The sequence below is a fragment of the Corallococcus aberystwythensis genome (assembly GCF_003612165.1).
GTDB lineage: Bacteria > Myxococcota > Myxococcia > Myxococcales > Myxococcaceae > Corallococcus > Corallococcus aberystwythensis.
Genome location: NZ_RAWK01000173.1, coordinates 1 through 21,896, shown reverse-complemented (window position 1 = coordinate 21,896; position 21,896 = coordinate 1). Strand labels below are relative to the sequence as shown.

The following is a 21,896-nucleotide window of genomic DNA, read 5'->3' as shown; positions in this document are numbered from 1 at the left end:
CCACCGGACGAGGCACCCGGGGACGCGGGACGGCGGTACGCCGGGGCGGATGCCGCGACGGGCGTAGCGCTCATGGACAGCTCGCCCAGCTGCAGCGTGAAGCCGTCTTCGTTCCTGTACGCAGTGCCCACCCGGACCTGCTCCACCGAACCGTCAGGACGGCGGACCGCGACAGTGACTGGATATTGCTCGCTCATGGGGCCGGGATTCACACCTCCACGGGCCCCATGTCAACCGAAGGAAGCAACGCGTGTCGGGCCCGGGGCACGCATGGCGGGCCGCTGTGGGCGACCCGTCACGCGGGGAAGGCCACGGACAACGTCCTCCGTCAGTTCAGCGACACCATGCCGCCGCTGGAGCCCTTCTTGCGCACCCACGCCTTGGGCTTGGGCGGCGCGACGGGCGCGGCCGGCTTCGCCGATTCCTTCAGCGCCTGGCTGCCCGCACGACCGCGCGGCAGCGTGACGTCCGGCACCGACTGCGGCTTCGCGCCATCCACCCACGCGTCCGGACGGCGGCCCGTGCGGATGAGCAGGCGCAGCTTCTGGTAGTGCGCCGAGCAGTAGCCCTTGGAGCGGCTCTGGCGCTTGCAGCCGACGACGGCGCAAGCCTGGTTGTCTTCCACGGCGGCGGCCTTCGGCGGACGGCCCGGAGACTTCGCGGCGGGCGCGGCGGCCTTCGCGGCGGGCGCGGCCTTCGCGGCAGGCATCTTCGCGGCGGGCGCGGCCTTCGCGGCAGGCATCTTCGCGGCCGGCGTCTTCGCGGCGGGCGCGGCCTTCGCGGCGGCGGACTTCGGCGGACGGCCCGGACCCCGGCGGCGGGCCGGCTCCGGCGCCAGCGTGGGCGTGCGCACGCCCGCCACGGCCCCCAGGCGGCTGGAGAGCGGCGCCAGCCGTTCAATCATCTCCCGCAGGTCATCCAACGCATCCAGCCCATTGGCCATACGGGCCACGGCCTTCTGGACGGGAGCCAGTTGCAGTTGCAACTCGCGGCGGACCATGTCGCGGAGTTCGGTTTCAAGTGAAAGTGGGGCCATGTGGGGCAGGATATACACCCAACCGCCTGAGGAGGGATGGAAACATTCCCCAGGATGTTAAAGGAACCATTCATGACTCCGGTTCCCACTCCCGTTCGCTTCCGCGGCACCGACTCCTACCTCACGAGCGAGGGCCTGCAGGCGGCCGTCAATTGCGCCCTCACGCTCCAGCGTCCCCTGCTGGTCAAGGGCGAGCCCGGCACCGGCAAGACGCTCCTGGCGGAAGCGATTGCCCAGGGACTGGGATTGAAGCTGCTCACCTGGCACGTGAAGAGCACCACGCGCGCGCAGGACGGCCTGTATGTCTACGACACCGTGCAGCGGCTGTATGACTCGCGCTTCGGGGACGGGGACGTGCGAGACATCCGGCGATACATCCGCCTGGGGCCGCTGGGCGAGGCCTTCGCCTCCCCCGAGCGCGTGGTGTTGCTCATCGACGAGGTGGACAAGGCGGACCTGGAGTTCCCCAACGACCTGCTCCACGAGCTGGACCGGATGCGCTTCCGCATCTCCGAGACGAACGACGAGGTGGTGGCGAAGAACCGCCCCGTGGTCCTCATCACCAGCAACAACGAGAAGGAATTGCCCGACGCGTTCCTGCGCCGGTGCGTGTTCCACTTCATCGACTTCCCGGAGCGCGAGCTCATGCAGCGCATCGTGGACGTGCACCACCCGGGGCTGGACTCCGCGCTGGCGGACCAGGCGCTCAAGGTCTTCTACGAGCTGCGCGCGATGACGCGGCTGCGCAAGCGGCCCTCCACCAGTGAGCTGGTCGACTGGATTTCCGTGCTCAAGGCCAACGGCGTCGTGGAGTTGAAGCTGGACGAGCAGCTGCCGTTCCTGGGCGCGCTGCTCAAGAAGGAGCAGGACCTGGTGGCGGTGGCCGAGGCCTTCGGGCGCGGCCGGCGGACGCGCGCTTAAGGGGCACGGGGACCACGCCATGTTCCTGCCGTTCTTCTACGAGCTGCGAAAGCGCGGGGTGAAGGTGGGCGCGCAGGAGGCGCTCGCCCTGGCCGGGGCGCTGAAGGCCGGGCTGCATGACAGCAGCCTGGATGGGTTCTACCACGTGGCTCGCGCGCTCCTGGTCCACTCCGAGACGCAGCTGGATGCCTTTGATCAGGCGTTCCTGTTCCACTTCCAGGGCGTCGCGTCCGAAGCGCTGAAGCTCACCGAGGAGCTGCTCTCCTGGCTGGAGGAGGCCAAGGAGCGCACGGATTTGAGCCCGGAGGAGCTGGCGCTCCTGGAGCAGTGGGATCCAGAAGAGCTGCGCCGGCAGCTGGAGCAGCGGCTGAAGGAGCAGACGGAGCGCCACGACGGCGGAAATCGCTGGGTGGGCACGGGCGGCGCGTCTGCCTTTGGCAACAACGGCGCGGCCCGGCAGGGCGTGCGCATTGGCGGCACGGGCGGCCGGCAGGGCCAGGCGCTGTGGCAGGCCGGCGCGCGCAAGTACGCGGGCTACCGCGACGACGTGGTGCTGGACACGCGGCAGATGGCGGTGGCGCTGCGCAAGCTGCGGGCCTTCGCGCGCGAGGGCGCGGCGGAGGAGCTGGATATTGACGAGAGCATCGCCGCCACCGCGAAGAACGCGGGCGAGCTGGAGGTGGTCACGCGTCCGCCGCGCCGGCCCAACACGCGCGTGGTGCTGTGCATGGACGTGGGCGGCTCCATGGACCCATACGCGCACCTGGTGAGCCGACTGTTCAGCGTCGCCAGCCAGGCCTCGCACTTCAAGGAGCTGCGGACCTACTACTTCCACAACTGCGTCTACGGGAAGCTGTACGCCACGCCGCAGCTGACGGGTGGCCTCACCGTGCCGGAGCTCACCGCGCAGGTGGGCAGGCATCACAAGCTGGTGATGGTGGGCGATGCGTCCATGGCCCCGTATGAGCTGGGCATCCGCACGGATGCCAATGGCCAGTACCGTCAGGAGGGGCTGGAGGGCCTGACGTGGATGATGCAGCTGGCGCAGCACTTCGAGCGCAACGTGTGGCTCAACCCGGAGCCTCGCGGGTCGTGGCGCACGGGCAGCATCGCCATCATCGCCAACGTGTTCCCCATGTTCGCGCTCACCGTGGAGGGGCTGGGTGAGGCGGTGAACCACCTCACCCGCGGGAAGACGCCTCGTGGGGCGGCGGCGCGGCGTTAATTCCTGAAAAAGGTCGCGGGGTCCCCTGCCCGACCGTCGGTGTGGCTGCCGACGGATGGGCGCGTTTGGTGCGGCGCGGCGGACCCAGTTACGGCATGGTGCGCCCGCGACGCAGGCTCAGCGCGGGAGGCCGCATGACGACCGAAAAAATCGATACGCAGGCAATCAACACCATCCGCACGCTGTCCATGGACGCGGTGGAGAAGGCCCACTCGGGCCACCCGGGCGCGCCCATGGCGCTGGCTCCCGTGGCCTACCAGCTGTGGCAGCAGGAGCTGCGCTACGACCCGGCCACGCCGAACTGGCCGGACCGCGACCGCTTCATCCTGTCCAATGGCCACGCGTCCATGCTGCTCTACAGCCTGCTGCACCTGGCGGGCGTGAAGCGCGTGAAGGACGCGAAGGTCACGGACGTGCCGGCCGTGTCGCTGGAGGACATCCGCAACTTCCGCCAGCTGGACTCCGCCACGCCGGGCCACCCGGAGTACCACTGGACCACCGGCGTGGAGACCACCACCGGCCCCCTGGGCGCGGGCGTCTCCAACAGCGTGGGCATGGCCATCGCCAGCAAGTGGCTGGGCAGCCACTTCAACAAGCCGGGCTTCGACCTGTTCACCCATGACGTCTACGCCCTCTGTGGCGACGGCGACATGATGGAGGGTGTGGCGTCCGAGGCCGCGTCGCTCGCGGGCCACCTCCAGCTGCCCAACCTGTGCTGGATCTACGACAGCAACCACATCTCCATCGACGGCAGCACCGACCTGGCCTTCACGGAGGACGTGGGCCGCCGCTTCGAGGGCTACGGCTGGCGCGTGCTCAAGGTCACCGACGCCAACGACCTGGACGCGCTGTCCAAGGCCTACAAGTCCTTCAAGGACGAGCGCGGCAAGCCCACGCTCATCATCGTCAACTCGTTCATCGGCTTCGGGTCCCCCAAGAAGCAGGGCTCCGCCAGCGCCCACGGAGAGCCGCTGGGTGCCGAGGAGATCAAGGCCACCAAGAAGGCCTACGGCTGGCCCGAGGACGCGCAGTTCCTGGTGCCCGACGGCGTGCAGCAGCGCTTCCAGGAGCGCCTGGGCGCCCGCGGCAAGAGCCTGCGCGAAGCGTGGGACAAGTCCTTCGCGGACTACCGCAAGCAGCACCCGGAGCTGGCGCGCGAGCTGGACGCGCTGCTCAAGCGCGAGCTGCCGGAGGGCTGGGACAAGGACCTGCCGGTGTTCCCCCCGGACGCGAAGGGCATGGCCACCCGCGAGTCCGGCGGCAAGGTGCTCAACGCGCTGGCGAAGAACTACCCGTGGCTGGTGGGCGGCTCCGCGGACCTCAACCCGTCCACGAAGACGTACCTGTCCGCCTCCACGTCCATGAAGCCGGGCGAGTACGGGGGCCGCAACATCCACTTCGGCGTGCGCGAGCACGCGATGGGCTCCATCGTCAACGGCCTCAACCTGAGCCATGTGCGCGGCTACGGCGCCACGTTCCTCATCTTCAGTGACTACGAGCGCCCCTCCATGCGCCTGTCGTCGCTGATGGAGATTCCGTCCATCCACATCTTCACCCACGACTCCATTGGCCTGGGCGAGGACGGCCCCACGCACCAGCCGGTGGAGCAGCTGGTGTCCCTGCGCGCGGTGCCGGGCAACATCGTGCTGCGCCCCGGTGACGCCAACGAGGTGACGGAGGCGTGGCGCTACATCGCGCAGCAGCAGCACCACCCGGTGGTCCTGGTGCTGTCGCGCCAGCCGGTGCCCACGCTGGACCGCACGAAGTTCGCCCCCGCGTCCGGCGTGGCCAAGGGCGCGTACACGCTGCTGGAGGCGGAGGGCGGAAAGCCGGACGTCATCCTCATCGGCACGGGCACGGAGGTGGCGCTGGTGGTGGAGGCCGCGGAGAAGCTCAAGGCCGAGGGCGTCAAGGCTCGCGTGGTGAGCATGCCGTCGTGGGAGCTGTTCGAGCAGCAGCCCCAGGAGTACCAGGACAGCGTGCTGCCCCCGGACGTGAAGGCCCGCGTCTCCGTGGAGAAGGGCGCGGCGTTCGGCTGGGAGCGCTGGGTGGGACACACGGGCAGCGCCATTGGCATGCGCAGCTTCGGTGCGTCCGCGCCCATCAAGGCGCTCCAGCAGAAGTTCGGCTTCACCGTGGAGAACGTGGTGAAGGAAGCGCACGCCACCATCGCCAAGGCGAAGAAGCACTGACGGCCCTGTAGAAAATGAAAGGGCCCCGGACCCTCCCCCGAAGGTCCGGGGCACCTCTGGGTTCACCGCCGGGCGACCGGCGGGAACAACCCTGGAAATGTGGGGTCAGGCCGCGAAGAACACGGGGCGCGTGGTGGGGCGCGGGGTGCTGATGAACTTCATCTCGTTGATCATCTTCTTGAAGTCCTTCTGGTCGATGCCCGTGGAGCCCTGGGCCTGCGAGCGGGTGGCGTACTTCTCGTAGGTGTCCACCACCTTCTTGGCCTCCGGCGTGAGGCGGTCGTAGTTCTGGCGCGCCCACTTCATCGTGTCGGTGAACTCGGTGCCCGCCGCCTGGCCGTCCAGGTCCCCCGCGCCCTTCTCGATGGCGGCCGTCAGGTCGCTGCCGGAGATCTTCCCCTTCTTGGAGTCCAGGCCCTCCAGCGCGTTGCGCATGGAGCTGTCGTGGAAGGTCTTGAAGCCGTCCATCTTCTTGAACATGGCGTCCGCCTCCTTCTGCGTCATGCCCTCCGGGCCGGCCTTCTTCGAGGCCTGCTGGTAGGTCTTCAGGACCTCCTTGGCCTCGGGCGTGAGGCGGCTCTCGTTCTTGGCGGCCCACTTCTCGAACTCCTTCAGCTCGGAGGTGGAGGAGTGGCCGTCGGTGTCGGAGATGCCGTCCTTGATGGCCTTGGTGAGGTCCTCACCGGAGATGGGGCCCTGCTCCTTGTCGAGCGCCTCCGTGGCCTTGCGGGCGCTCACGTCACCGGCGCCCACCTTGCGCATCTCCTTGTTGAGGGCGGCGGTCTCCTTGTCCGTGAGGCCGGAGCGGCCTTCGGCCTGCGCGGTCTTGGCGGCCTTGCGGTAGACGTCCAGGACCTCCTTGGCCTCCGGGGACAGGCGGCTCTCGTTCTTGGTGGCCCACTTCTCGAACTCCTTCAGTTCCGCGCCGGCGGCCTGGCCGTCGTGGTCCGCGGTGCCGGTCTGGATGGCGCGGGCCATGTCCTGGCCGGACACCGTGCCGCCCTTCGTCTTGCTGTCCAGGTTGGCGAGCGACTTCTTCGCGCCGGCGTCACCCACGTCGCGCATCTCCGCGAGCATCTTCTTGTAGTCGCCCTCGGGGATGCCGGACTCGCCGCGCGACTGGGAGACCGCCGCGTACTTGCTGTAGATGTCCATCACCTGGCGGGCTTCCGGGGTGAGGCGCTCGCGGTTGTTGGCGGCCCAGTCGGAGACGGCGCGGTACTCACCGGAGGCGGCCTGGCCGTCCATGTCCCCGACGGCGGCCTCGATGCTGTCCGTGAACTGATCGGCGCTGATGGGGCCCTGGGTCTGGTTCAGCTTGTTCATCTCCACCATGGCGCCCAGGTCCTTGGGCTGCCAGTTGTCGTTGGGGGGCGTCCAGCAGCCGCGGCCGCCAGCGGTGAACTGGTCGCCGATGTTCTGGCGGGCCTTGAGGTCCGCGAGCTGCGACTTCAGGCCTTCCACCTGGGTCTTCATGTTGTTCAGCGTCGCCTTCATCTCCGCCGCCTGCTTCACCGGGGAGGACGGCCCCTTGAGGACCGCGAGCTCCTTCTTGCCGAGCGCCGCATTGCTGTTCAGGGAGGTGGTGACGGTGGACTTGATGGTGGTCATTTTTGATCTCCGGTAGGAGCGGCTTCCGTTGCGGAAGCAGTCATGCCGGGACCTATTGCGCGCGTCGTGCCAGCCCTGCCCGACGCCTGACCCTCTGTTATTTCAACGAGTTACACGCTGACGGCGCGAGAGCCGGGGTGGTGACAACAGTCACCACCGGTGATGACAGTCATCATCCCCCCCACCCCGGGGTGGTGACCGGAAGCATCACTTCCGGCGCGCGGGCTTGAGCGCCTTGCGCACGCGCTGCTTTCCAGCGGGCCGGTCCGCGACGTGGACGTAGCCCCGCTTGAGGAAGAACGGGAGCGTGCCCGTGTAGGCCATTCCGTTGCTGATACGCGCTTCGCCCCGGGGCGGTTTCACCGGATAGCCTTCGAGGGTGGCGGCGCCGTCGCGGCGCACCGCGGCCTCCACGGCGGCGAGCAGCGCGGTGGCCACGCCCTGGTTGCGCCAGTTCCGGTGGATGAAGAAGCAGGGCACGGAGGTGACGGCGTCCGCGTCGTCGCACTTGAAGCTGGGGGCGCGGTCCAGGCGCGAGAAGTGACGGCGCGGGCCGAAGGTGGCCCAGCCCACCGGTTCGCCGTCCGCGTAGGCGAGGATGCCTTTCGCCTCTCCGCTCGCGACCAGGGCCTTGAAGCGGCGCTTCGCCTCGGGGCCTCGCACGTCGTCGTAGCGCTCGCCCTCCGGGATGCGCCAGTACATGCACCAGCAGCCACCGCAGGCGCCGTTGGGGCCGAAGAGCTTCTCGAGGTCGGGCCAGAGCTCCGGGGTGAGCTCGACGGTCTTCAGGTCGGAGGGGGCCATGGGGCGTCTGTTCTAGACGCCGCCGCGCAGCTCTGTCTCGGGCGCGAGCGCTCCGTCCCTGGGGGTGAGCAGGAAGGTCAACTTCCCCTGGTGGAAGCCGCGCACCGGGCCCGTTGGCTCCGGGTAGCCCGGGGGGAGGCGCCAGTCCGGGGGCTGGAGCGGCGCCGTGGGGATGGACTGGCCCTGGCGCAGGGCTCCGACGTCCTGATCCGTGAGCGCGCGTGAAGGCGTCCAGGGGAGCAGGTCGCGGCCGTGCAGCTCGATGCGAGGGCCGGGGCCGGGGTCCTTCCACGGGCCGATGGCCGTGCGCTTCAACGTGGAGAGATGCGCGCCGCAGCCGAGCGCGCGTCCCAGGTCGCGGGCCAGGGCGCGGACGTAGTAGCCGCCCCGGCAGGTGAGCTCCAGGACGCTGGCGCGGGGCAGGTCGTGCGAGAGCCAGCGCGCGGCGTGCAGGTACACGCGCGACGGAGGCAGGTCCACGGCTTCACCCCGGTGGGCCTTGCGGTAGGCGGGCTCGCCTCCGAGCTTCTTCGCGCTGGTGGCGGGGGGCACCTGATCCGTCCAGCCGAGGAACGGACGCAGCGATTCCTCCAGGCGCTCGGGCGTGAGCGCGGTCGCGTCTCCCTGGTGCACGGGGCGGCCGTGCAGGTCGCCGGTGTCCATCTCCGTGCCCCACTCCACGCGGGCCTCGTAGACCTTGGGTGCGGCGTGCAGGTGTTCGAAGAGGTGCGTGGCCGGGCCCACCAGCATCAGCAGCAGCCCTTCCGCGAAGGGATCCAACGTGCCGCCGTGACACAGCGCCGTGCGGCGGCCAGGGCGCGTGGCCTGCGCTTCCTCCTGGAAGGCACGGACGGTGGTGAAGCTGGTGGCGCCCACGGGCTTGTGCGTGAGGTAGAGGCCGGGGGTCATTCGCCGCTCCCGTTCCGCTTCACCGTCGTCGCGCCCAGCTCTTTCTCCAGGTGCACGGGGGACGTGCCGGTCTTGTCCGCGATGACGCGTGCGAGGGCTTCCGCGTGCGTCGTCACCCAGACCTGGCTGTACTCGGACGCTCGCACGATGAGCCGGCCCAGGGGCTCCAGCAGGTCCGGGTGCAGGCTGGTCTCCGGTTCGTTCAGCGCGAGGAACGGCGGCGGCCTGGGACTGAGCAGCGCCGCCAGCAGGCACAGGTAGCGCAGCGTCCCGTCCGACAGCTCCGCCGCCGCCATGGGCCTCGACAGGCCGGGCATGTGCAGCAAGAGGCTGAAGCGGCCTTGCTCCGCGCGCACCTCCAGCCTGGCTCCGGGGAAGGCGTCGTCGATGCCCTGCTCCAGGGCCCGCTCGTCGCCAATCTCCCAGATGGTTTGGAGCGCCGCCGCGAGGTCGCGCCCGTCCGAGGCGAGCACCGGCGTGCGCACGCCCACCTGCGGGTGACGGGGCAGCGCGTCCGGATCCGTGCGGAAGTGGTGGTAGAAGCGCCACGCGCTCAACGTGCGCTGGACCTCCGCCAACCTGGGGAAGCGGTGCGGTTCCGCGAGCTGATCCATCACCGACTCCGCGCCCCACAGCTCCGTGGGGAACGTGATGCGCTTTCCGTCCGCGTCGCGGATGAACGCCGTGCGGTCCTTGCGCTCCATCAACACCAGCCGCCGGCCCCCGGCGTGCGCCCAGAGGTGCTCCTCCTTCACCTCGGGGTCCAGGGTGAACATCGTCGGTCGCGGCTCCCCGGGCGCAGTGGGCACCAGGCCGCATTGCAGCTCGTAGGTGAGGTCGTCCAGGTCCACCGTCACGCGCAGCCGCGCCGGCTTCTTGGGGTCGCGCGGGCCGGCCCACATCACGCTCGGGGCGCCACCTTCGTCCGCCAGCGTGCGCGCGAGCCGGCCTTCCGCCGCGGTGGAGAGCAGGTACAGCGCGCGGTACAGGTTCGTCTTGCCGCTGCCGTTGGGCCCCACGACCACCGTCACCGGCCCCAGTTCCAGGTGGAGCTGACGCACGGAGCGGTAGCCTGCGATGTCCAGACGCGTGAGGGGCATGAGGTGCGCGTGAGCCTATCCGGCTCTTACGGAGGAGGCCGCACCTTCGACCGGCCGCTGCCCACCTCCCGGCACAGCGCCCAGCCATCCTTGAGGACTTCTTCGGACGGCACGGGCTCCAGCCAGCGCCGCGCCTCGTCACCGACCGTGGAGTTCTCCAGCCGCAGGCGCGCACGGACCTCTCCGCCGACGTCATACGACCCCTCCGAGCCGGACGGAATCATCAGGTCCGCTTCCAGGTCGCCGGTCACGAGGTGATCCGCGCCCATGAACAGCGCGCGCACCCGTTCGTTGCCAATGACCACGATCCCCGAGTCCGCCGGGTCCCCATCCATCAGGGCCCCGTGGACGATGAGGTCTCCCAGCACGACCACGGTCCCCGACAGGTGGACGTGGCCGTAGAGCTCCAGAGGGCCCTGGTAGATGACCAACTGGTCGTAGCCCGCGCCGAGCGTGATGAACGTCTCCCCCTCGCGCTGCCGGGTCTCCGAGAACCGGGGGAAGGAGGCCACCGGTCCGCCGTGGCGCGCCAGCGCGTGGGCGACGATGAACTCCCAGTCCGGGGGGCTCCGGGCTTCGGGGATGGAGATGGGCTCGAAGGCCTGCCGCGTCAGCGCCGCCTCCAGCGCCTCCGCCGTGCTGTCGAGCCAAGCGTCCCGCAGGCGCTGCTGCTCGGGCGTGGGCCAGGGACGCTCGCCGCCCCAGTGGTCGACAATCTTCCCACCGGGCACTCGGGTGCGCAGGTCGGCGAGCGCGGCGTCGATGTCCGGACGGCGTGGGTGCATGGAGGGCTTCTAGCGTCACACGGGGGCTCGCGCATCCGCTTCACGCCGTGGGTTAGACTCCTCGGATGCTTCGCCGCCGGCCGTGGACCGCGAAGCCTTGCGCAGGAGCCTTCATCCCATGACGTCTTCCCTTCGCCTCCTGGGCACGGGCCTGTTCGCCTGCGCCCTGTCCCTTTCCGGCTGTAGCAACTCCGACCCTGCCGTGCCGGACACCGGCACCTGGGATCCGAAGCCCATCGTCGAGCGCACCGACTACGTGGACGAGGAGCTCCCCGAACCCTGCAGGGAGCCGAACGACACGGTGCCCCAGGCGAACTGCTCCGACCCGACCAGCTTTCCCCTCGGGGGCTGTGACCTGGACGCGGTGCGCGCCCTGGAGCCGTCCGGCGTCTACCAGGCCATCCTCCGCTACAACTCCGCGAGCGCGTTCGGCGCGGGCTTCCGCCTGGACACCACCCCCAGCTTCCTGGGCCGCCCCCTGGTGCACCACCAGGTGGGCCCGCAGGGGTTCTTCATCACCGGCGAGCTCACCACCGCCTCCAAGAAGAAGCAGCAGTACGCGCTCGCGGGCTGCCGCGTGCCGGAGCCCGGCCACCTCACCGGCTGCTTCGTGCGCTGCACCGACGGCGTGCAGGAGTACGCCGGGACGTTCCATGCCCAGCGGATGAACCTGGACCGGGAAGCGGACACCGGCGCGCAGCCCCTGCGCCTCGTCTCCGAGTCCGCCGTCCCGGTGGGTGACCCCGTGGACGTCTACGTCACCAAGGCCCACGCCTACGTGGTGTCCGTCCCCCGAGGCACGGAGGAGGACGGGGGCCTGAGCGTCTTCAACGTGAGCGACCCGGCGCACCCGGTCCTCGTCACCCGCGTGAGCCTGCCCAACGACAACTACTGGAATGGCGTCTGGGCCAAGGGTGACGCGCTCTACGTCGCCAGCGCCGACTCCGGCGTCATCGTCTTCGACATCACGAACCCGGCCAGCCCCCAGTACGTGCGCGCGCTGCCCGGTGGCGCCATCGACGTGCACACCGTGTTCGTGGACGGCGACCGGCTGTACGCCATGTCCCCGTCCCCCAACGGCGAGACGCTCCTGTTCGACGTGGCCTCGCCGCTGGAGCCCCGGCTGCTCAGCCGCATCTCCGTGCCTCGTGAGGAGGCGAACAGCTACCCGCACGACGCGTTCGCCTACCAGGACCGGCTCTACGTCAACCACACGACCACCGGCTACGTCGTCCTGGACGTGAAGCGCCCGGACGTGACGCCCGTGCTGGGCAAATATGCCTTCAGGGGGCAGTACAGCCACGCGAACGCGGTGGGCACCATCCAGGGCCGCACCATCGCCTTCGAGGGCGGCGAGCGCTCTGGTGCGCACCTGCGCGTGCTGGACGTCACCGACCCGGCGCGCATGAAGCTCATTGGCGAGGTGCGCAAGCGCCCGCAGACGTCCATCCACAACATGGTGCTGAAGGGCACGCGGCTCTACGTGGCCTGGTACCACGAGGGTGTGCGCGTCTTCGACGTCGCCCAGCCTGATCAACCGAAGGAGATCGCCGCCTTCGACTCCTTCCAGGAAGCGCACCCGCGCAGCACGTCCAGCCTCTATCAGGGGGCCATCGGCATCCGCGTGCCGGGCGACGGGAACATCTACGTCGTGGACCTGTCGCGCGGGCTGCTGGTGCTGGCGGAGCCGTGACGGACGGGCGTCACTCCGTTTCGATGCGGTTGCGGCCGTTCTCCTTCGCCCGGTAGAGCCGGGCGTCGGCGGTGCGCAGGAGCTCGTCCAGGGTGGTGCCGTCCCCCGGCGCCACCGCGAGCCCCGCGCTGAAGGTGACGTGGAAGGTGCCACCCGCGTCGCTTTCGAAGGCCATCTCCGAAAGCTCCTCCGCCGTGCGGGAGAGGATCTCCTTCGCGCTCTCCGCGGTTTCGCCCAGGAGCGCGACGACGAACTCCTCGCCGCCCCAGCGGGCGCGCAGGTCTTCCCGGCGGAAGCGCGCCCCCAGCAGGCGCCCCAGCCGCATCAGCACGCGGTCCCCCGCGAGGTGGCCGTGCTGGTCGTTCACCTTCTTGAAGTGGTCCACGTCCAGGAAGCAGAGCGCCAGCGGCCTGTCGCTCCGGCGCGCTTCCGACAGCCGCGTGGCCACCGCCTCCACGAAGGGGCGGCGCAGCATCAGGCCGGTGAGCGCGTCGCGCTCCGTGCGCTCGCGCGACAGCCGCGCCCGCTCCAGCCGCGCGTGCACGCGGGCGCGCAGCTCCTCCCTCAGCACGGGCTTGGCCAGGTAGTCATCCGCGCCGGCCTGGAACGCGGCCAGCCGGAACTCCAGCCCCACCTGCGTGGTGATGAGCAGGATGGGCAGGTCCTGCCACTCCGGCGTCAGGCGCAGGATGCGGCACAGGTCGAAGCCGCTGGGCCCGGGCATCTGCACGTCCAGGAGCAGCAGGTCCGGGCGGTGCTGCGCGAGCGCGTCCAGCAGGCCGTAGGCGTTCTCCAGCCCCACCACCTCCACCGCGTCGCTCACCAGCGCCTGGGAGAGGGCGCGCACCGCCTCCGGGTCGTCATCCACCACCATCACCTTCGCGCGCTCCAGCCGGCGCGCCGCCACCAGCCGCTCCGCCGCGGTGGCGAAGTCCTGCTGGGTGAAGGGCCGGGGCAGGAACAGCGACGCGCCCGCGTGCGCCGCGTGCACGCGCTCCTGCAGGCCCGCGCCCGTGCTGGAGAAGGCCAGCGGCAGGGACTGGTGGCCCTCCAGGGCGCGCAGCGCGCTCGCGGTGGCGAGCCCCTCCGTGCCCATGTGCAACAGCGCCCCGTCCACCCACTGCCGCTCCACCGCGGCGCAGGCCTCCTGGGACGTGCGGGCCGTCACCACGCGCACGCCTTCGCGGTCCCCCATCTGCTTCGCGTCCGCGAGGATGGCCGCGTCCTCGTCCACCACGAGCAGCGTGCCCATGGCGGCGACGACGGCCTCCTCCGGCTCCGGCTCCGGGGCGAGGACCGGCAGCGACACCCGGTCCTCCAGCGCGCGGAAGCCCGCGTCCACCCGGGCCCAGTCCAGCGCGCCCCCGGTCTTCACTGGCCGGAGGACGTCCTCCAGCGCGCCCGCCGTGATGCTCACGTCGCGGAAGCCGTAGCTGCCCGCGGTGCCGTGCAGCTTGTGCACGACGCTGTAGGCCTCATCCATGGCCGCCGCGTCCCCGTGGCGCCCCTTGCCGAGCAGGGCCTGCAACGTGGCCAGCCGCTCCGGCAGCTTCGCGCCGTACTCCGCGCTCAGGAGGGCCAGGCTGGCCGCGAAGTCGTCCACGGGCTCCGGGTCGTCGTCCTCGTCCAGTGACTCCGGAGGCAGGGGCGGCGGCTCCGCCACGGTGAAGAGCTGCTCCAGCCACACCACCAGCTCCTCCGGCCGGTAGGGCTTGTGCACTACGCGCGCCACGCCCAGCTGGCGCGTGAGCAGTTCGTGGCTCTTCAGGTCCTTCCAGAAGGCGGACGCGAAGAGCACCGGCAGGCCCGGCTTCGTCTTGCGCAGCTCGCGGATGAAGTCCGCGCCCGTCATGCCCGGCAAGAGGCCGTCCACGATGGCGGCGTCCACGGGCTTCGTCTGGAGCACCTCGCGCGCCTCCGCGGCGGTGCGCGCGGGGGTCACCTGGTAGCCCTTCTCCCGGAGGAAGGTGCACACCAGGGCCTGGAGATCGCGGTCGTCCTCCAGGAAGAGCAGCGTCTTGTCATTGCGCGCGGTGCTCATGGCATCGCCTTTCGGGGCCCGGCCGCGGTGTCGCGGCGGGCCAGCAGTCCGTTGAGCAGCTCCCGCACGGAGGCCACCAGCTCCTCCTCGGAAGCGCGGGCCTTCGTCAGGTGCCGGGTGATGCCCAGCGTGAGCTGGCGCTGGTCGGTGCGCGACAGCTCACGGCCGGTGAAGACGATGAGCGGCGTGGCGCGGCCCTTGCCCTGGCGCAGGATGTCCACCACCTCGAAGCCGTCCAGCCGGGGCAGCCCCACGTCCAGGACGATGAGGTCCGGGGGCGTGTCGCGCGCGAGCGCCACCGCGCTCTCCCCGTCCGCCGCTTCAATGCACAGCGCGCCCAGCCGTTCGAACTGCGCGCACAGCACCCGGCGCGTGGTGGCGTCGTCGTCCACCACCAGCACGCGCGCCTGGCCCGGCTGGCGCATGGCGTAACGCAGTGTCTTCAGCAACCGCGTTTCCTCCACGGGCGTGGGCAGCCAGTCCACCAGCAGCGCCGTGCCCGTGTCCTTCGCCCCCGGCTGCGAGCGCCCGGACAGCGCCACCACGGGCAGTTCGCGCGTGCGCGGCTGTTCCCGCAGGCGGCGCACCCAGTCCAGCGCGGGACCGTCCGGCATCTGCATGTCCACCACCAGCGCGTCCGGCAGCGACAGCTCCACCGCCTGCACGGCCTCCGTGAGCGTGGTGGCGCGCATCACCCGGTAGCCTTCGTGCGACAGCAGGCCGCGCAGCAGGGCGGACAGCTCCACGTCCGCGGTGACGATGAGCACGTTGTGGCGCGACTCGTCCGCGGGCAGCGCCGTGCCAGCGCCCGGCGCGGGGACGCGCAGGGCCTCCAGGGTGAAGTGGAAGGTGGCGCCCTGGCCGGGGGGGCTGGTCACGTCGATGCGGCCGCCGTGCTGCTCCACGATGGCCTGCGAGATGGCCAGCCCCAGGCCGGTGCCGCCCTTGGAGCGGGTGTCGGACGCGTCCAGTTGCTGGAAGCGGCCGAAGAGGCGGGGGAGCTTCTCCTCCGGGATGCCGGCGCCCTGGTCCGTGACGCTGAAGCGCACCCGGCCGTTCCCCGAGAGGCCCGCCGCCACCGTCACGGAGGCGCCCTGGGGAGAGAACTTGATGGCGTTGGAGACCAGGTTGGTGAGCACCTGGATGAGCCGGTCGCGGTCGCCCTTCACCTGCGGCGCTCCCTCCACGTCCGAGCGCAGCGTGACGTGCGCCGTCTCCGCCATGCCCTGCACGCCCGCGAGCGTGGCCTCCACCAGGTCCTGCGCCGTCTGCGGCTGGAGCTTCAGCTCCAGCATCCCCGACTCCATCTTCTCCAGGTCCAGGATGTCGTTGATGAGGCGGATGAGCCGTTCCGTGTTGGTGCGCGCGATGCGCACCATGTCCAGCGCCTGCGAGGGCAACTCCCCCACGATGCCGTTCTCCAGCAGGCCCAGCGAGCCGCGGATGGAGGTGAGCGGCGTGCGCAGCTCGTGGCTCACGGTGGAGACGAACTCGTTCTTCATCCGCTCCACGGCCTTGCGCTCCGTGAGGTCGCGCACGAAGACGGTGGTGCGCGGCGGGCCGTCCGCGTGCACGCGCGCGAAGGTGAGCTCCCCGGGGAACACGTCGCCGTCCGCGCGCAGGCAGGGCGTCTCCACGCGCCGCGCGCCGCCGTCGTGGAGGAGCGCGGCGTGGACGGACTCCCGCTGCGAGGCCGGCAGCGACGCGGGCAGCGAGAGCGACAGGAAGTCCGCGCCCACCGCCCGCGCGGACGGCAGGCGGAAGTGGGCCGCCGCGGAGGGGTTGAACTCCGCGACGCGGCCGGACTCGTCCAGCACCACGATGCCGTCCGGCGACGCCTCCAGGATGGCGGCCTTGCGCGCGTCGCTGGCCCGCGCCTCCGCGCTGGCGGCGGACAGGGCCTGGGTGCGCTCCGTCACGCGCGCCTCCAGCTCCCGGTTGAGCTCCCCCAGCGCCGCGGACGCCCGCGCCAGCCGCACCAGCACGACGAGCACGTAGCCCACGAGCAGCAGCGACACGCCGAAGAGGACGATGCGCGTGCGCTCCGCCCGGGACTGGGACTGCTCCTGGAGCTGGAGGTAGGTGGTGATGAGGCGCTCGGCCTCGGCGGTGGCGCCGTGGTCCAGGAGCGCCTGGAAGGACGCGTCCGCGGAGCGCTGGAGCGCCATCAATTCGCGCGCGCGGGCCTCCAGGCCCTCCAGCATGGCGCGGGCGGGAGCGGACAGCGGCTGCCCCTCGAGCGCCCGGGTCAGGAGCGCGAGCGAGGCTTCCACGCGGGCGTCAGAGGCTTCTCCCTGCGAGCGAGAGGCGAGGAGCACGTCCACGCCCAGCGCCTCCACCTGTTCGCGCGCCGCGCCCGGGGGCAGCAGGGCGGCGGTGGCGGCGGCCTGCCGGGGGAAGGCTTCGCGCAGTCGCGCGAGCTGGACGTCCTTCTCCTGAGCCGCCGCCATCAGGCCGCGGGAGCCCTCCAGCACGCGCAGGTACGTGTCCAGGGATGCGTTGAGCGACCGCATGCCCTCATCCGGGAGGAAGCTCGGGGCCGTGCGCAGCATGCGGGCGCGGGCGGCCAGCGCGTCGAAGTCCCGGCCGGACGCGCCGCGCAGCGCCGCCAGGCCCACGCGCTGACGCAGCACGCCCTGTTCCAGCTCCGCCGTGGCCACGCGCAGATGCCGCATCTGGGTGCGGTAGTGGTCGTGGTCGGCGGTGGAGCCCTGGCGGCCCAGGATGAACAGGGCGCACAGGAGCACCAGGGCGCCGGCGGCCAGCGCGGCGGAGCGTTTGGACAGGCGGGGTTCCATCAAGGCACCAGGCGGCGGATTTCCTGCGGCAGCGTCATGGGGTCGAAGGGCTTGCCGATGACGCCCACCGCGCCCAGCTCCAGGTAGCGCGCCACCTCCTGCTTCTGGACCTTGGCGGTCATGAAGATGATGGGCGTGTTCGCGGTGGCGGGCTGGGCGCGCAGCCGGCCGAACGTGGTGGGCCCGTCCATGCCGGGCATCATCACGTCCAGGAGGATGAGGTCGGGGCCTTCCTGGCCCGCCTTCTCCAGGGCCTCCGCGCCCGAGGACGCGAGCACCGTCTTCCATCCCCCCACCCGGCTCAGGCTCAGCTGCCCGATGGTGCGGATGTCATCCTCGTCGTCCACGAGCAGGACCTTCTCGATTTTCGCCATGGGAGGGAGTGCTCCGGGAAGCAGGGTTTGGATCGGGGGTTACGGGAGCGGAGCGGAAGTGGATCCCTCAGGCGGCCCCGGACCCGGGTTCGCACTCCGGCAGGTCGAAGGAGAAGCGGGTGCCGGCGCCGGGGGCGGTGGTGAAGCGCAGGGTGCCGCCCATGCGCGCCACCAGCCCGTGGGCGATGCTCAGCCCCAGGCCCGTGCCGGGGCGCTTGCGGGTGTCGGACGCGTCCGCCTGGGCGAACTTCTGGAAGACGCGGCCCTGGAAGGCCTCCGGGATGCCGGGGCCGTGGTCCTGCACGCCCACGCGCAGGGCGCCGGCCTCGCGGGTGAGGGACAGGGTGACGCGCTCGCCCTGGGGGGAGAACTTGATGGCGTTGGACAGGAGGTTGGCCAGCACCTGGATGAAGCGGTCCTCGTCCACGCGGGCATGGGCGCGGGCGTCGGGGAGGTCCACGACCACCTCCAGGCGCACGCCGTATTCGTCCGCGTAGCCCTGGTGGGCCTGGAGGACCTGGGAGAGCAGCGGCGCGACGTCCGTGGGGGCCAGGTTCAGGTCCATCCGGCCGGACTCCATCTTCTCCAGGTCCAGGATGTCGTTGATGAGGCGCAGCAGCCGTTCGCTGTTCTTGTGGGCAATGCCCACCATCCGCGCCACCTCCGCGTCCAGGGGGCCGGCGATGCCGCCGCACAAGAGGCCCAGCGAGCCCCGGATGGAGGTGAGCGGCGTGCGCAGCTCGTGGCTCACGGTGGAGATGAACTCGTTCTTCATCCGCTCCACGCGCTGGCGTTCGTCCTCCAGGAGGCGGGCCTGGGTGACGTCCCGGGCGACGGCGTAGAGCAGCCCCTCCTCCAGGTCCGGCACGGCGTTCCACTGGAGCCAGCGCCAGGAGCCGTCCCGGCAGCGGGCGCGGTGCTCGAACTGGAGGACGGAGGCGCCCTCCCGGGCGCGGGCCAGGTGCCCGGAGGTGGCGGCGCGGTCCTCCTCCAGGGCCAGGTCCACCAGGGACGTGCTGTAGAGCTCCGCCTCGGAGAAGCCGAGGGTGCGGCTCCAGGCCTGGGACAGGCGCAGGAAGGTGCCGTCCATGGCGGCGATGCAGAGCATGTCCATGGAGACCTGGAAGAAGCGCTCCTGCTGCTCCAGGCCGATGCGGGCCTCGCGCTCGTGCAGGGCGCTGAGCTCCACCTCCGCCCAGCCCGCCAGGTCCGCCAGGGCGGCGCGGTCCGCGTCGGAGAGGTCCCGGGGCTGGTGGTCGATGAGGCACAGGGTGCCCACGCGGCTGCCGTCCGGGGCGCGCAGGGGGTGGCCCGCGTAGAAGCGGACGAAGGGGGCGCCCAGCACCAGCGGGTTGTCGTGGAAGCGCGGGTCCTTCAGCGCGTCCGGCACGACGAAGGTGGTGGGGGAGAGGATGGCGTGGCCGCAGAAGGACACGTCGCGCGGCGTCTCGGTGGCGTCCAGCCCCTGGCGGGCCTTGAACCACTGGCGGTTCTCGTCGATGAGCGACACCAGCGCGATGGGCACCCGGAACAGGTGCGAGGCCGCGCGCACGATGCGGTCGAAGCGCTCATGCGCGGGCGTGTCCAGCAGACACAGCGAACGCAGCGCCTGGAGGCGCCGCGGCTCGTCCGCGGGCGTCGGAGGAGGAAGCATGGCGTGCGCCCCGTGCTACCCCACCTGTCTGCCATTGGGGAGGGGGGCGCTCACGAAGGCCCGCCTCCGGGTCCGGAGGGCGTGCAGGCAGACACCGGATTGCAGCCCGGGAGGATTTGTCTGCCCTTGGCGCCGCGCTACGCGGTGCGGCGTTTACGACCCTGGGCCAAGGCCTTCTTCCGGGCGGCGGGCGTGGAGGCGGCGGCGGACCTGGGGGGCATGACGGACACCACGGTGCGCACCACGCGCGCCACGGCCTTGAGCTGGCGGGGCTCCAGTTCGCGCAGCGTGCGCACCAGGCGCCGCAGCTCCAGCGAGTCCTCCTGGTGCGGCGTGGCCCGGGGCGACACCGGCGCGGGGCCGGTGCCCACGCCCAGCAGCGTGTCCGCGGACACGGACAACACCTCGCACAGCCGGCGCAGGTTGCGCGCCCGGGGCAGCATCCGGCCGCGCTCCATGCGGCTGTAGACCTCCATGGCGATGCCCACGCGCTCCGCCACGTCCGCCTGCGTGAGGCCCAACCGCAGCCGCGCGTCGCGGGCGGCGGCTCCAAACACCGTGTTCAGCTTTTCATTCACCTGGGAGGGCACGCCCAAAACCTTGCACCTCTCCCCTGGCGCGCAAGTTTTCAGGGCCGGCGGGCCGTCAGCGTTCGCGCAGCGCGAGCGCGCCCTGGATGATGAGGCCCATGGCCTTCAAGTCCTCTTCGTCCAGGGGCCTCAAGGCGCGCACCAGCCGGCGCAGCGTGGGCGGGTCCTCCTCGCGGTCCGCCAGCGCCAGCGTGCGTGCTTCCTGGGGCGGCGTGGGCCCGTCCAACCCCAGGAGCGTGTCCGCCCGGATGCGCAACACCATGGACAGCCTGCGCAAGGTGGTGGAGCTGGGCAGCACCCGCCCGCGCTCCATGCGGCTGTAGACCTCCATCGCGATGCCCACCTGGCTGGCGACGTCGCCCTGGGTCAGGCCCTGCCGCTCGCGGGCCTCGCGCGCCGCCGTGCCCACCGTGATGGCCAGCTCCTCGTTCATTGCCGCTCACCTACCCCTGGCCGGACCGTGTGCCCCATGAAGTCAGGTGTCCGGCATCCTACCTGACACGGCGCCAACACTACCCCAAGGGACATCCTCCGTGCTATGGACCTGCTAGGTCCTACCGGCCGATTCCCGCATGCATCCTCCCAGCCACGTTCTCCCTCCCAGACTGGACTCTCCACATCCCGCAGCAGCCCGGCTCCCTCCGGGCGCGGGAGGCACCGCACGATGAGTGTGCAGGGAGGACATCCGCTGCTCCTTCAGCCCCAGGAGGTGGTGGGCAGCTTCCGGCTCTTGAAGCGCCTGGCCACCGGGGGCTTCGGCACCGTGTTCCTGGCGGAGACCGGGGGCTTCCGCGTGGCGCTGAAGTTCGCGCTCCAGGGGCCCCAGGACGCCGAGGACGGCTCGCAGGTGGACGCGCGCACGCTCAAGGAGGTGAGCGTGCTGCACCGCATGACCCACCCCAACGTGGTGGCGCTGCGCGGCTACCACCGCTGGCCGCACCCGCGCACGGGCTACCTCTTCCTGGTCATGGACTACGTGGAGGGTCCCACGCTGTCGGACTGGGCCATGGAGGCGAAGCCCACGGCGCGGCAGGTGGCGCGGCTGTTCGCGGAGCTGGCGCTGACGCTGGACTTCATCCACCGCGCGGGCGTGCGCCACCGCGACATCAAGGGCAGCAACATCATCGTGCGAGCGTCGGACGCGCGGCCGGTGCTGGTGGACTTCGGCTCCAGCGACCACGCCTGCGCTCCGGCCATCACGGACGGGCGGCCTCCGCCGGGCACGCCCAGCTACCGCAGCCCGGAGCTGCTGCGCTACTGGCTGAACCACCCCCTGGGCATGTCCCGCTACATCTACCAGCCCACGGACGACCTCTATTCGCTGGGGCTCACGCTCTTCCAGGTGCTCACCGGGGACTTCCCCTATCCCCCGGACCTGCCGGCCGCGGCGCTGCTGGGCGGAATCCAGGCCATCAAGGGACGGGCGGCGCGCTCGCTCAACCCGCGCGTGCCCCGCGCGCTCAATGACATCTGTGAGCGGCTGCTGCGCCAGGACGCCACCGAGCGCTACCAGATGGGCGCGGACCTCTACGCGGACCTGAGCGCCGCGCTGGAGCGCGCCCCGGCCAGCTGGGACCAGCCGCTGTTCAACGCGCCGCCGCCGCACGAGGCCGTCACGGAGGAATCCGACGACTACTTCGACGGCAACGAGGAGGCCCGCGAGCTGCGCCGCTGGGCGCGCGCCCACGAGCGGCGCATCCCCGGCGCCGCGCCCCACTCCAGCGCGCCCACGCCCCTGGTGCCGGCGCCGCCCGGACCGTCGCTGGGCCTGGCCGCGCCCCTGCCTCCGCCCATGCCCTGGTGGGTGGCCCGGCGGCTGGCGTGGCGGAGGCGGTGGGAGCGGTGGCTCCAGCGTCTGGGATTGCGCCGGGACGGATAGACCCCAGGGGTCCTGCACATTCAATCCAACCCTGGACGTTTGACCGCGACAGGGTTTGTGCTACCTGCGGGGTTGAGCGATTTCCGCTCGACCCCCAAGGTTGAAAGGCAGGCCATGAAGACGCCCGATACGACGACGGAGGAGATTCCCGGCATGCCCCGCCGGCCGCGCGTGCTGTTCACGGTGGGAGGCACGGCCTTCGAGTTCGTGCGCAAGCTGGAGGTGCGCTCCACCGGGGAGCTGCTGATGCTGGCGCGGCGGCGCTACCGGGGCGGGATGGGCGG

Annotated in this window: 17 protein-coding genes and 1 pseudogene; 5 read left to right on the top strand and 13 right to left on the bottom strand. The window is 71.1% G+C overall.

Features of this window, described 5'->3' with window-relative positions:
* Window positions 1-197, bottom strand: a pseudogene (locus D7W81_RS42825) (hypothetical protein); the annotation flags it as partial.
* A 131-nt stretch (window positions 198-328) separates the two neighbouring features.
* Window positions 329-1,000 (bottom strand): vegetative protein, encoded by a 672-nt coding sequence (locus tag D7W81_RS25995; RefSeq protein WP_244227433.1) that lies wholly within the window; start codon window positions 998-1,000, stop codon window positions 329-331.
* Between the two features lie 108 nt (window positions 1,001-1,108).
* Between D7W81_RS25995 and D7W81_RS25990 the strand changes: the two genes are divergently transcribed.
* The 3 genes from D7W81_RS25990 to tkt all read left to right on the top strand — a co-directional run bounded on the left by D7W81_RS25990 (window position 1,109) and on the right by tkt (window position 5,374).
* Window positions 1,109-1,957 carry an AAA family ATPase gene (locus tag D7W81_RS25990; protein WP_120558084.1) on the top strand — a complete coding sequence of 283 codons (849 nt, stop codon included), beginning with the start codon at window positions 1,109-1,111 and terminating at the stop codon, window positions 1,955-1,957.
* A 19-nt stretch (window positions 1,958-1,976) separates the two neighbouring features.
* Entirely contained in the window at window positions 1,977-3,182 is a 1,206-nt protein-coding gene (locus D7W81_RS25985; protein WP_120558083.1) for a vWA domain-containing protein, read from the top strand.
* A 134-nt stretch (window positions 3,183-3,316) separates the two neighbouring features.
* On the top strand, window positions 3,317-5,374 hold the full coding sequence (gene tkt / locus D7W81_RS25980) for a transketolase (RefSeq protein WP_120558082.1): 2,058 nt from the start codon (window positions 3,317-3,319) through the stop codon (window positions 5,372-5,374).
* A 105-nt stretch (window positions 5,375-5,479) separates the two neighbouring features.
* Here the strand turns inward: tkt and D7W81_RS25975 are convergent, their stop codons facing one another.
* The 5 genes from D7W81_RS25975 to D7W81_RS25955 all read right to left on the bottom strand — a co-directional run bounded on the left by D7W81_RS25975 (window position 5,480) and on the right by D7W81_RS25955 (window position 10,583).
* Window positions 5,480-6,985 (bottom strand): hypothetical protein, encoded by a 1,506-nt coding sequence (locus D7W81_RS25975; RefSeq protein WP_120558081.1) that lies wholly within the window; start codon window positions 6,983-6,985, stop codon window positions 5,480-5,482.
* Between the two features lie 207 nt (window positions 6,986-7,192).
* Window positions 7,193-7,789, bottom strand: coding sequence for a GNAT family N-acetyltransferase (locus D7W81_RS25970; protein WP_120558080.1), 597 nt, complete (start codon window positions 7,787-7,789; stop codon window positions 7,193-7,195).
* Window positions 7,790-7,801: 12 nt separating this feature from the next.
* Window positions 7,802-8,698: a tRNA pseudouridine(55) synthase TruB gene (truB, locus tag D7W81_RS25965; protein WP_120558079.1), complete on the bottom strand. Its 897-nt coding sequence runs from the start codon at window positions 8,696-8,698 to the stop codon at window positions 7,802-7,804.
* A complete protein-coding gene (locus tag D7W81_RS25960) occupies window positions 8,695-9,798 on the bottom strand; it encodes an AAA family ATPase (RefSeq protein WP_120558078.1) in 1,104 nt (367 codons plus the stop codon). The genes truB and D7W81_RS25960 overlap by 4 nt, the downstream gene beginning before the upstream one ends.
* 26 nt (window positions 9,799-9,824) lie before the next feature.
* Window positions 9,825-10,583 carry a hypothetical protein gene (locus D7W81_RS25955; RefSeq protein WP_120558077.1) on the bottom strand — a complete coding sequence of 253 codons (759 nt, stop codon included), beginning with the start codon at window positions 10,581-10,583 and terminating at the stop codon, window positions 9,825-9,827.
* Between the two features lie 118 nt (window positions 10,584-10,701).
* Between D7W81_RS25955 and D7W81_RS25950 the strand changes: the two genes are divergently transcribed.
* Window positions 10,702-12,276, top strand: coding sequence for an LVIVD repeat-containing protein (locus tag D7W81_RS25950; protein WP_120558076.1), 1,575 nt, complete (start codon window positions 10,702-10,704; stop codon window positions 12,274-12,276).
* Between the two features lie 10 nt (window positions 12,277-12,286).
* Here D7W81_RS25950 and D7W81_RS25945 read toward each other — a convergent pair whose 3' ends face one another.
* From D7W81_RS25945 to D7W81_RS25920, 6 genes are all read right to left on the bottom strand, one after another.
* A complete protein-coding gene (locus D7W81_RS25945) occupies window positions 12,287-14,317 on the bottom strand; it encodes a response regulator (RefSeq protein WP_120558075.1) in 2,031 nt (676 codons plus the stop codon).
* Entirely contained in the window at window positions 14,314-17,115 is a 2,802-nt protein-coding gene (locus D7W81_RS25940) for an ATP-binding protein (protein WP_120558074.1), read from the bottom strand. Before D7W81_RS25940 ends, D7W81_RS25945 begins: the two co-directional genes overlap by 4 nt.
* Window positions 17,115-17,489, bottom strand: a complete 375-nt coding sequence (locus tag D7W81_RS25935; protein ID WP_014400722.1) for a response regulator — start codon at window positions 17,487-17,489, stop codon at window positions 17,115-17,117. The genes D7W81_RS25940 and D7W81_RS25935 overlap by 1 nt, the downstream gene beginning before the upstream one ends.
* 67 nt (window positions 17,490-17,556) lie before the next feature.
* Window positions 17,557-19,143: a GAF domain-containing sensor histidine kinase gene (locus D7W81_RS25930; protein WP_120558073.1), complete on the bottom strand. Its 1,587-nt coding sequence runs from the start codon at window positions 19,141-19,143 to the stop codon at window positions 17,557-17,559.
* Window positions 19,144-19,280: 137 nt separating this feature from the next.
* Window positions 19,281-19,733, bottom strand: a complete 453-nt coding sequence (locus tag D7W81_RS25925; protein ID WP_244227432.1) for a helix-turn-helix domain-containing protein — start codon at window positions 19,731-19,733, stop codon at window positions 19,281-19,283.
* A gap of 55 nt (window positions 19,734-19,788) precedes the next feature.
* Window positions 19,789-20,166, bottom strand: coding sequence for a helix-turn-helix domain-containing protein (locus D7W81_RS25920; RefSeq protein WP_120558072.1), 378 nt, complete (start codon window positions 20,164-20,166; stop codon window positions 19,789-19,791).
* 231 nt (window positions 20,167-20,397) lie between these two features.
* Here D7W81_RS25920 and D7W81_RS25915 point away from each other — a divergent pair, with 231 nt between their 5' ends.
* A complete protein-coding gene (locus tag D7W81_RS25915; RefSeq protein WP_120558071.1) occupies window positions 20,398-21,612 on the top strand; it encodes a serine/threonine-protein kinase in 1,215 nt (404 codons plus the stop codon).
* Window positions 21,613-21,896 lie beyond the last annotated feature (284 nt).

What these genes read in the sequence shown, in the direction of transcription:
- D7W81_RS25995 (WP_244227433.1), bottom strand. Translation starts at nt 1,000, where the DNA reads ATGGTCCGCCGCGAGTTGCAACTGCAACTGGCTCCCGTCCAGAAGGCC.
- D7W81_RS25990 (WP_120558084.1), top strand. Translation starts at nt 1,109, where the DNA reads ATGACTCCGGTTCCCACTCCCGTTCGCTTCCGCGGCACCGACTCCTAC.
- D7W81_RS25985 (WP_120558083.1), top strand. Translation starts at nt 1,977, where the DNA reads ATGTTCCTGCCGTTCTTCTACGAGCTGCGAAAGCGCGGGGTGAAGGTG.
- tkt (WP_120558082.1), top strand. Translation starts at nt 3,317, where the DNA reads ATGACGACCGAAAAAATCGATACGCAGGCAATCAACACCATCCGCACG.
- D7W81_RS25975 (WP_120558081.1), bottom strand. Translation starts at nt 6,985, where the DNA reads ATGACCACCATCAAGTCCACCGTCACCACCTCCCTGAACAGCAATGCG.
- D7W81_RS25970 (WP_120558080.1), bottom strand. Translation starts at nt 7,789, where the DNA reads ATGGCCCCCTCCGACCTGAAGACCGTCGAGCTCACCCCGGAGCTCTGG.
- truB (WP_120558079.1), bottom strand. Translation starts at nt 8,698, where the DNA reads ATGACCCCCGGCCTCTACCTCACGCACAAGCCCGTGGGCGCCACCAGC.
- D7W81_RS25960 (WP_120558078.1), bottom strand. Translation starts at nt 9,798, where the DNA reads ATGCCCCTCACGCGTCTGGACATCGCAGGCTACCGCTCCGTGCGTCAG.
- D7W81_RS25955 (WP_120558077.1), bottom strand. Translation starts at nt 10,583, where the DNA reads ATGCACCCACGCCGTCCGGACATCGACGCCGCGCTCGCCGACCTGCGC.
- D7W81_RS25950 (WP_120558076.1), top strand. Translation starts at nt 10,702, where the DNA reads ATGACGTCTTCCCTTCGCCTCCTGGGCACGGGCCTGTTCGCCTGCGCC.
- D7W81_RS25945 (WP_120558075.1), bottom strand. Translation starts at nt 14,317, where the DNA reads ATGAGCACCGCGCGCAATGACAAGACGCTGCTCTTCCTGGAGGACGAC.
- D7W81_RS25940 (WP_120558074.1), bottom strand. Translation starts at nt 17,115, where the DNA reads ATGGAACCCCGCCTGTCCAAACGCTCCGCCGCGCTGGCCGCCGGCGCC.
- D7W81_RS25935 (WP_014400722.1), bottom strand. Translation starts at nt 17,489, where the DNA reads ATGGCGAAAATCGAGAAGGTCCTGCTCGTGGACGACGAGGATGACATC.
- D7W81_RS25930 (WP_120558073.1), bottom strand. Translation starts at nt 19,143, where the DNA reads ATGCTTCCTCCTCCGACGCCCGCGGACGAGCCGCGGCGCCTCCAGGCG.
- D7W81_RS25920 (WP_120558072.1), bottom strand. Translation starts at nt 20,166, where the DNA reads ATGAACGAGGAGCTGGCCATCACGGTGGGCACGGCGGCGCGCGAGGCC.
- D7W81_RS25915 (WP_120558071.1), top strand. Translation starts at nt 20,398, where the DNA reads ATGAGTGTGCAGGGAGGACATCCGCTGCTCCTTCAGCCCCAGGAGGTG.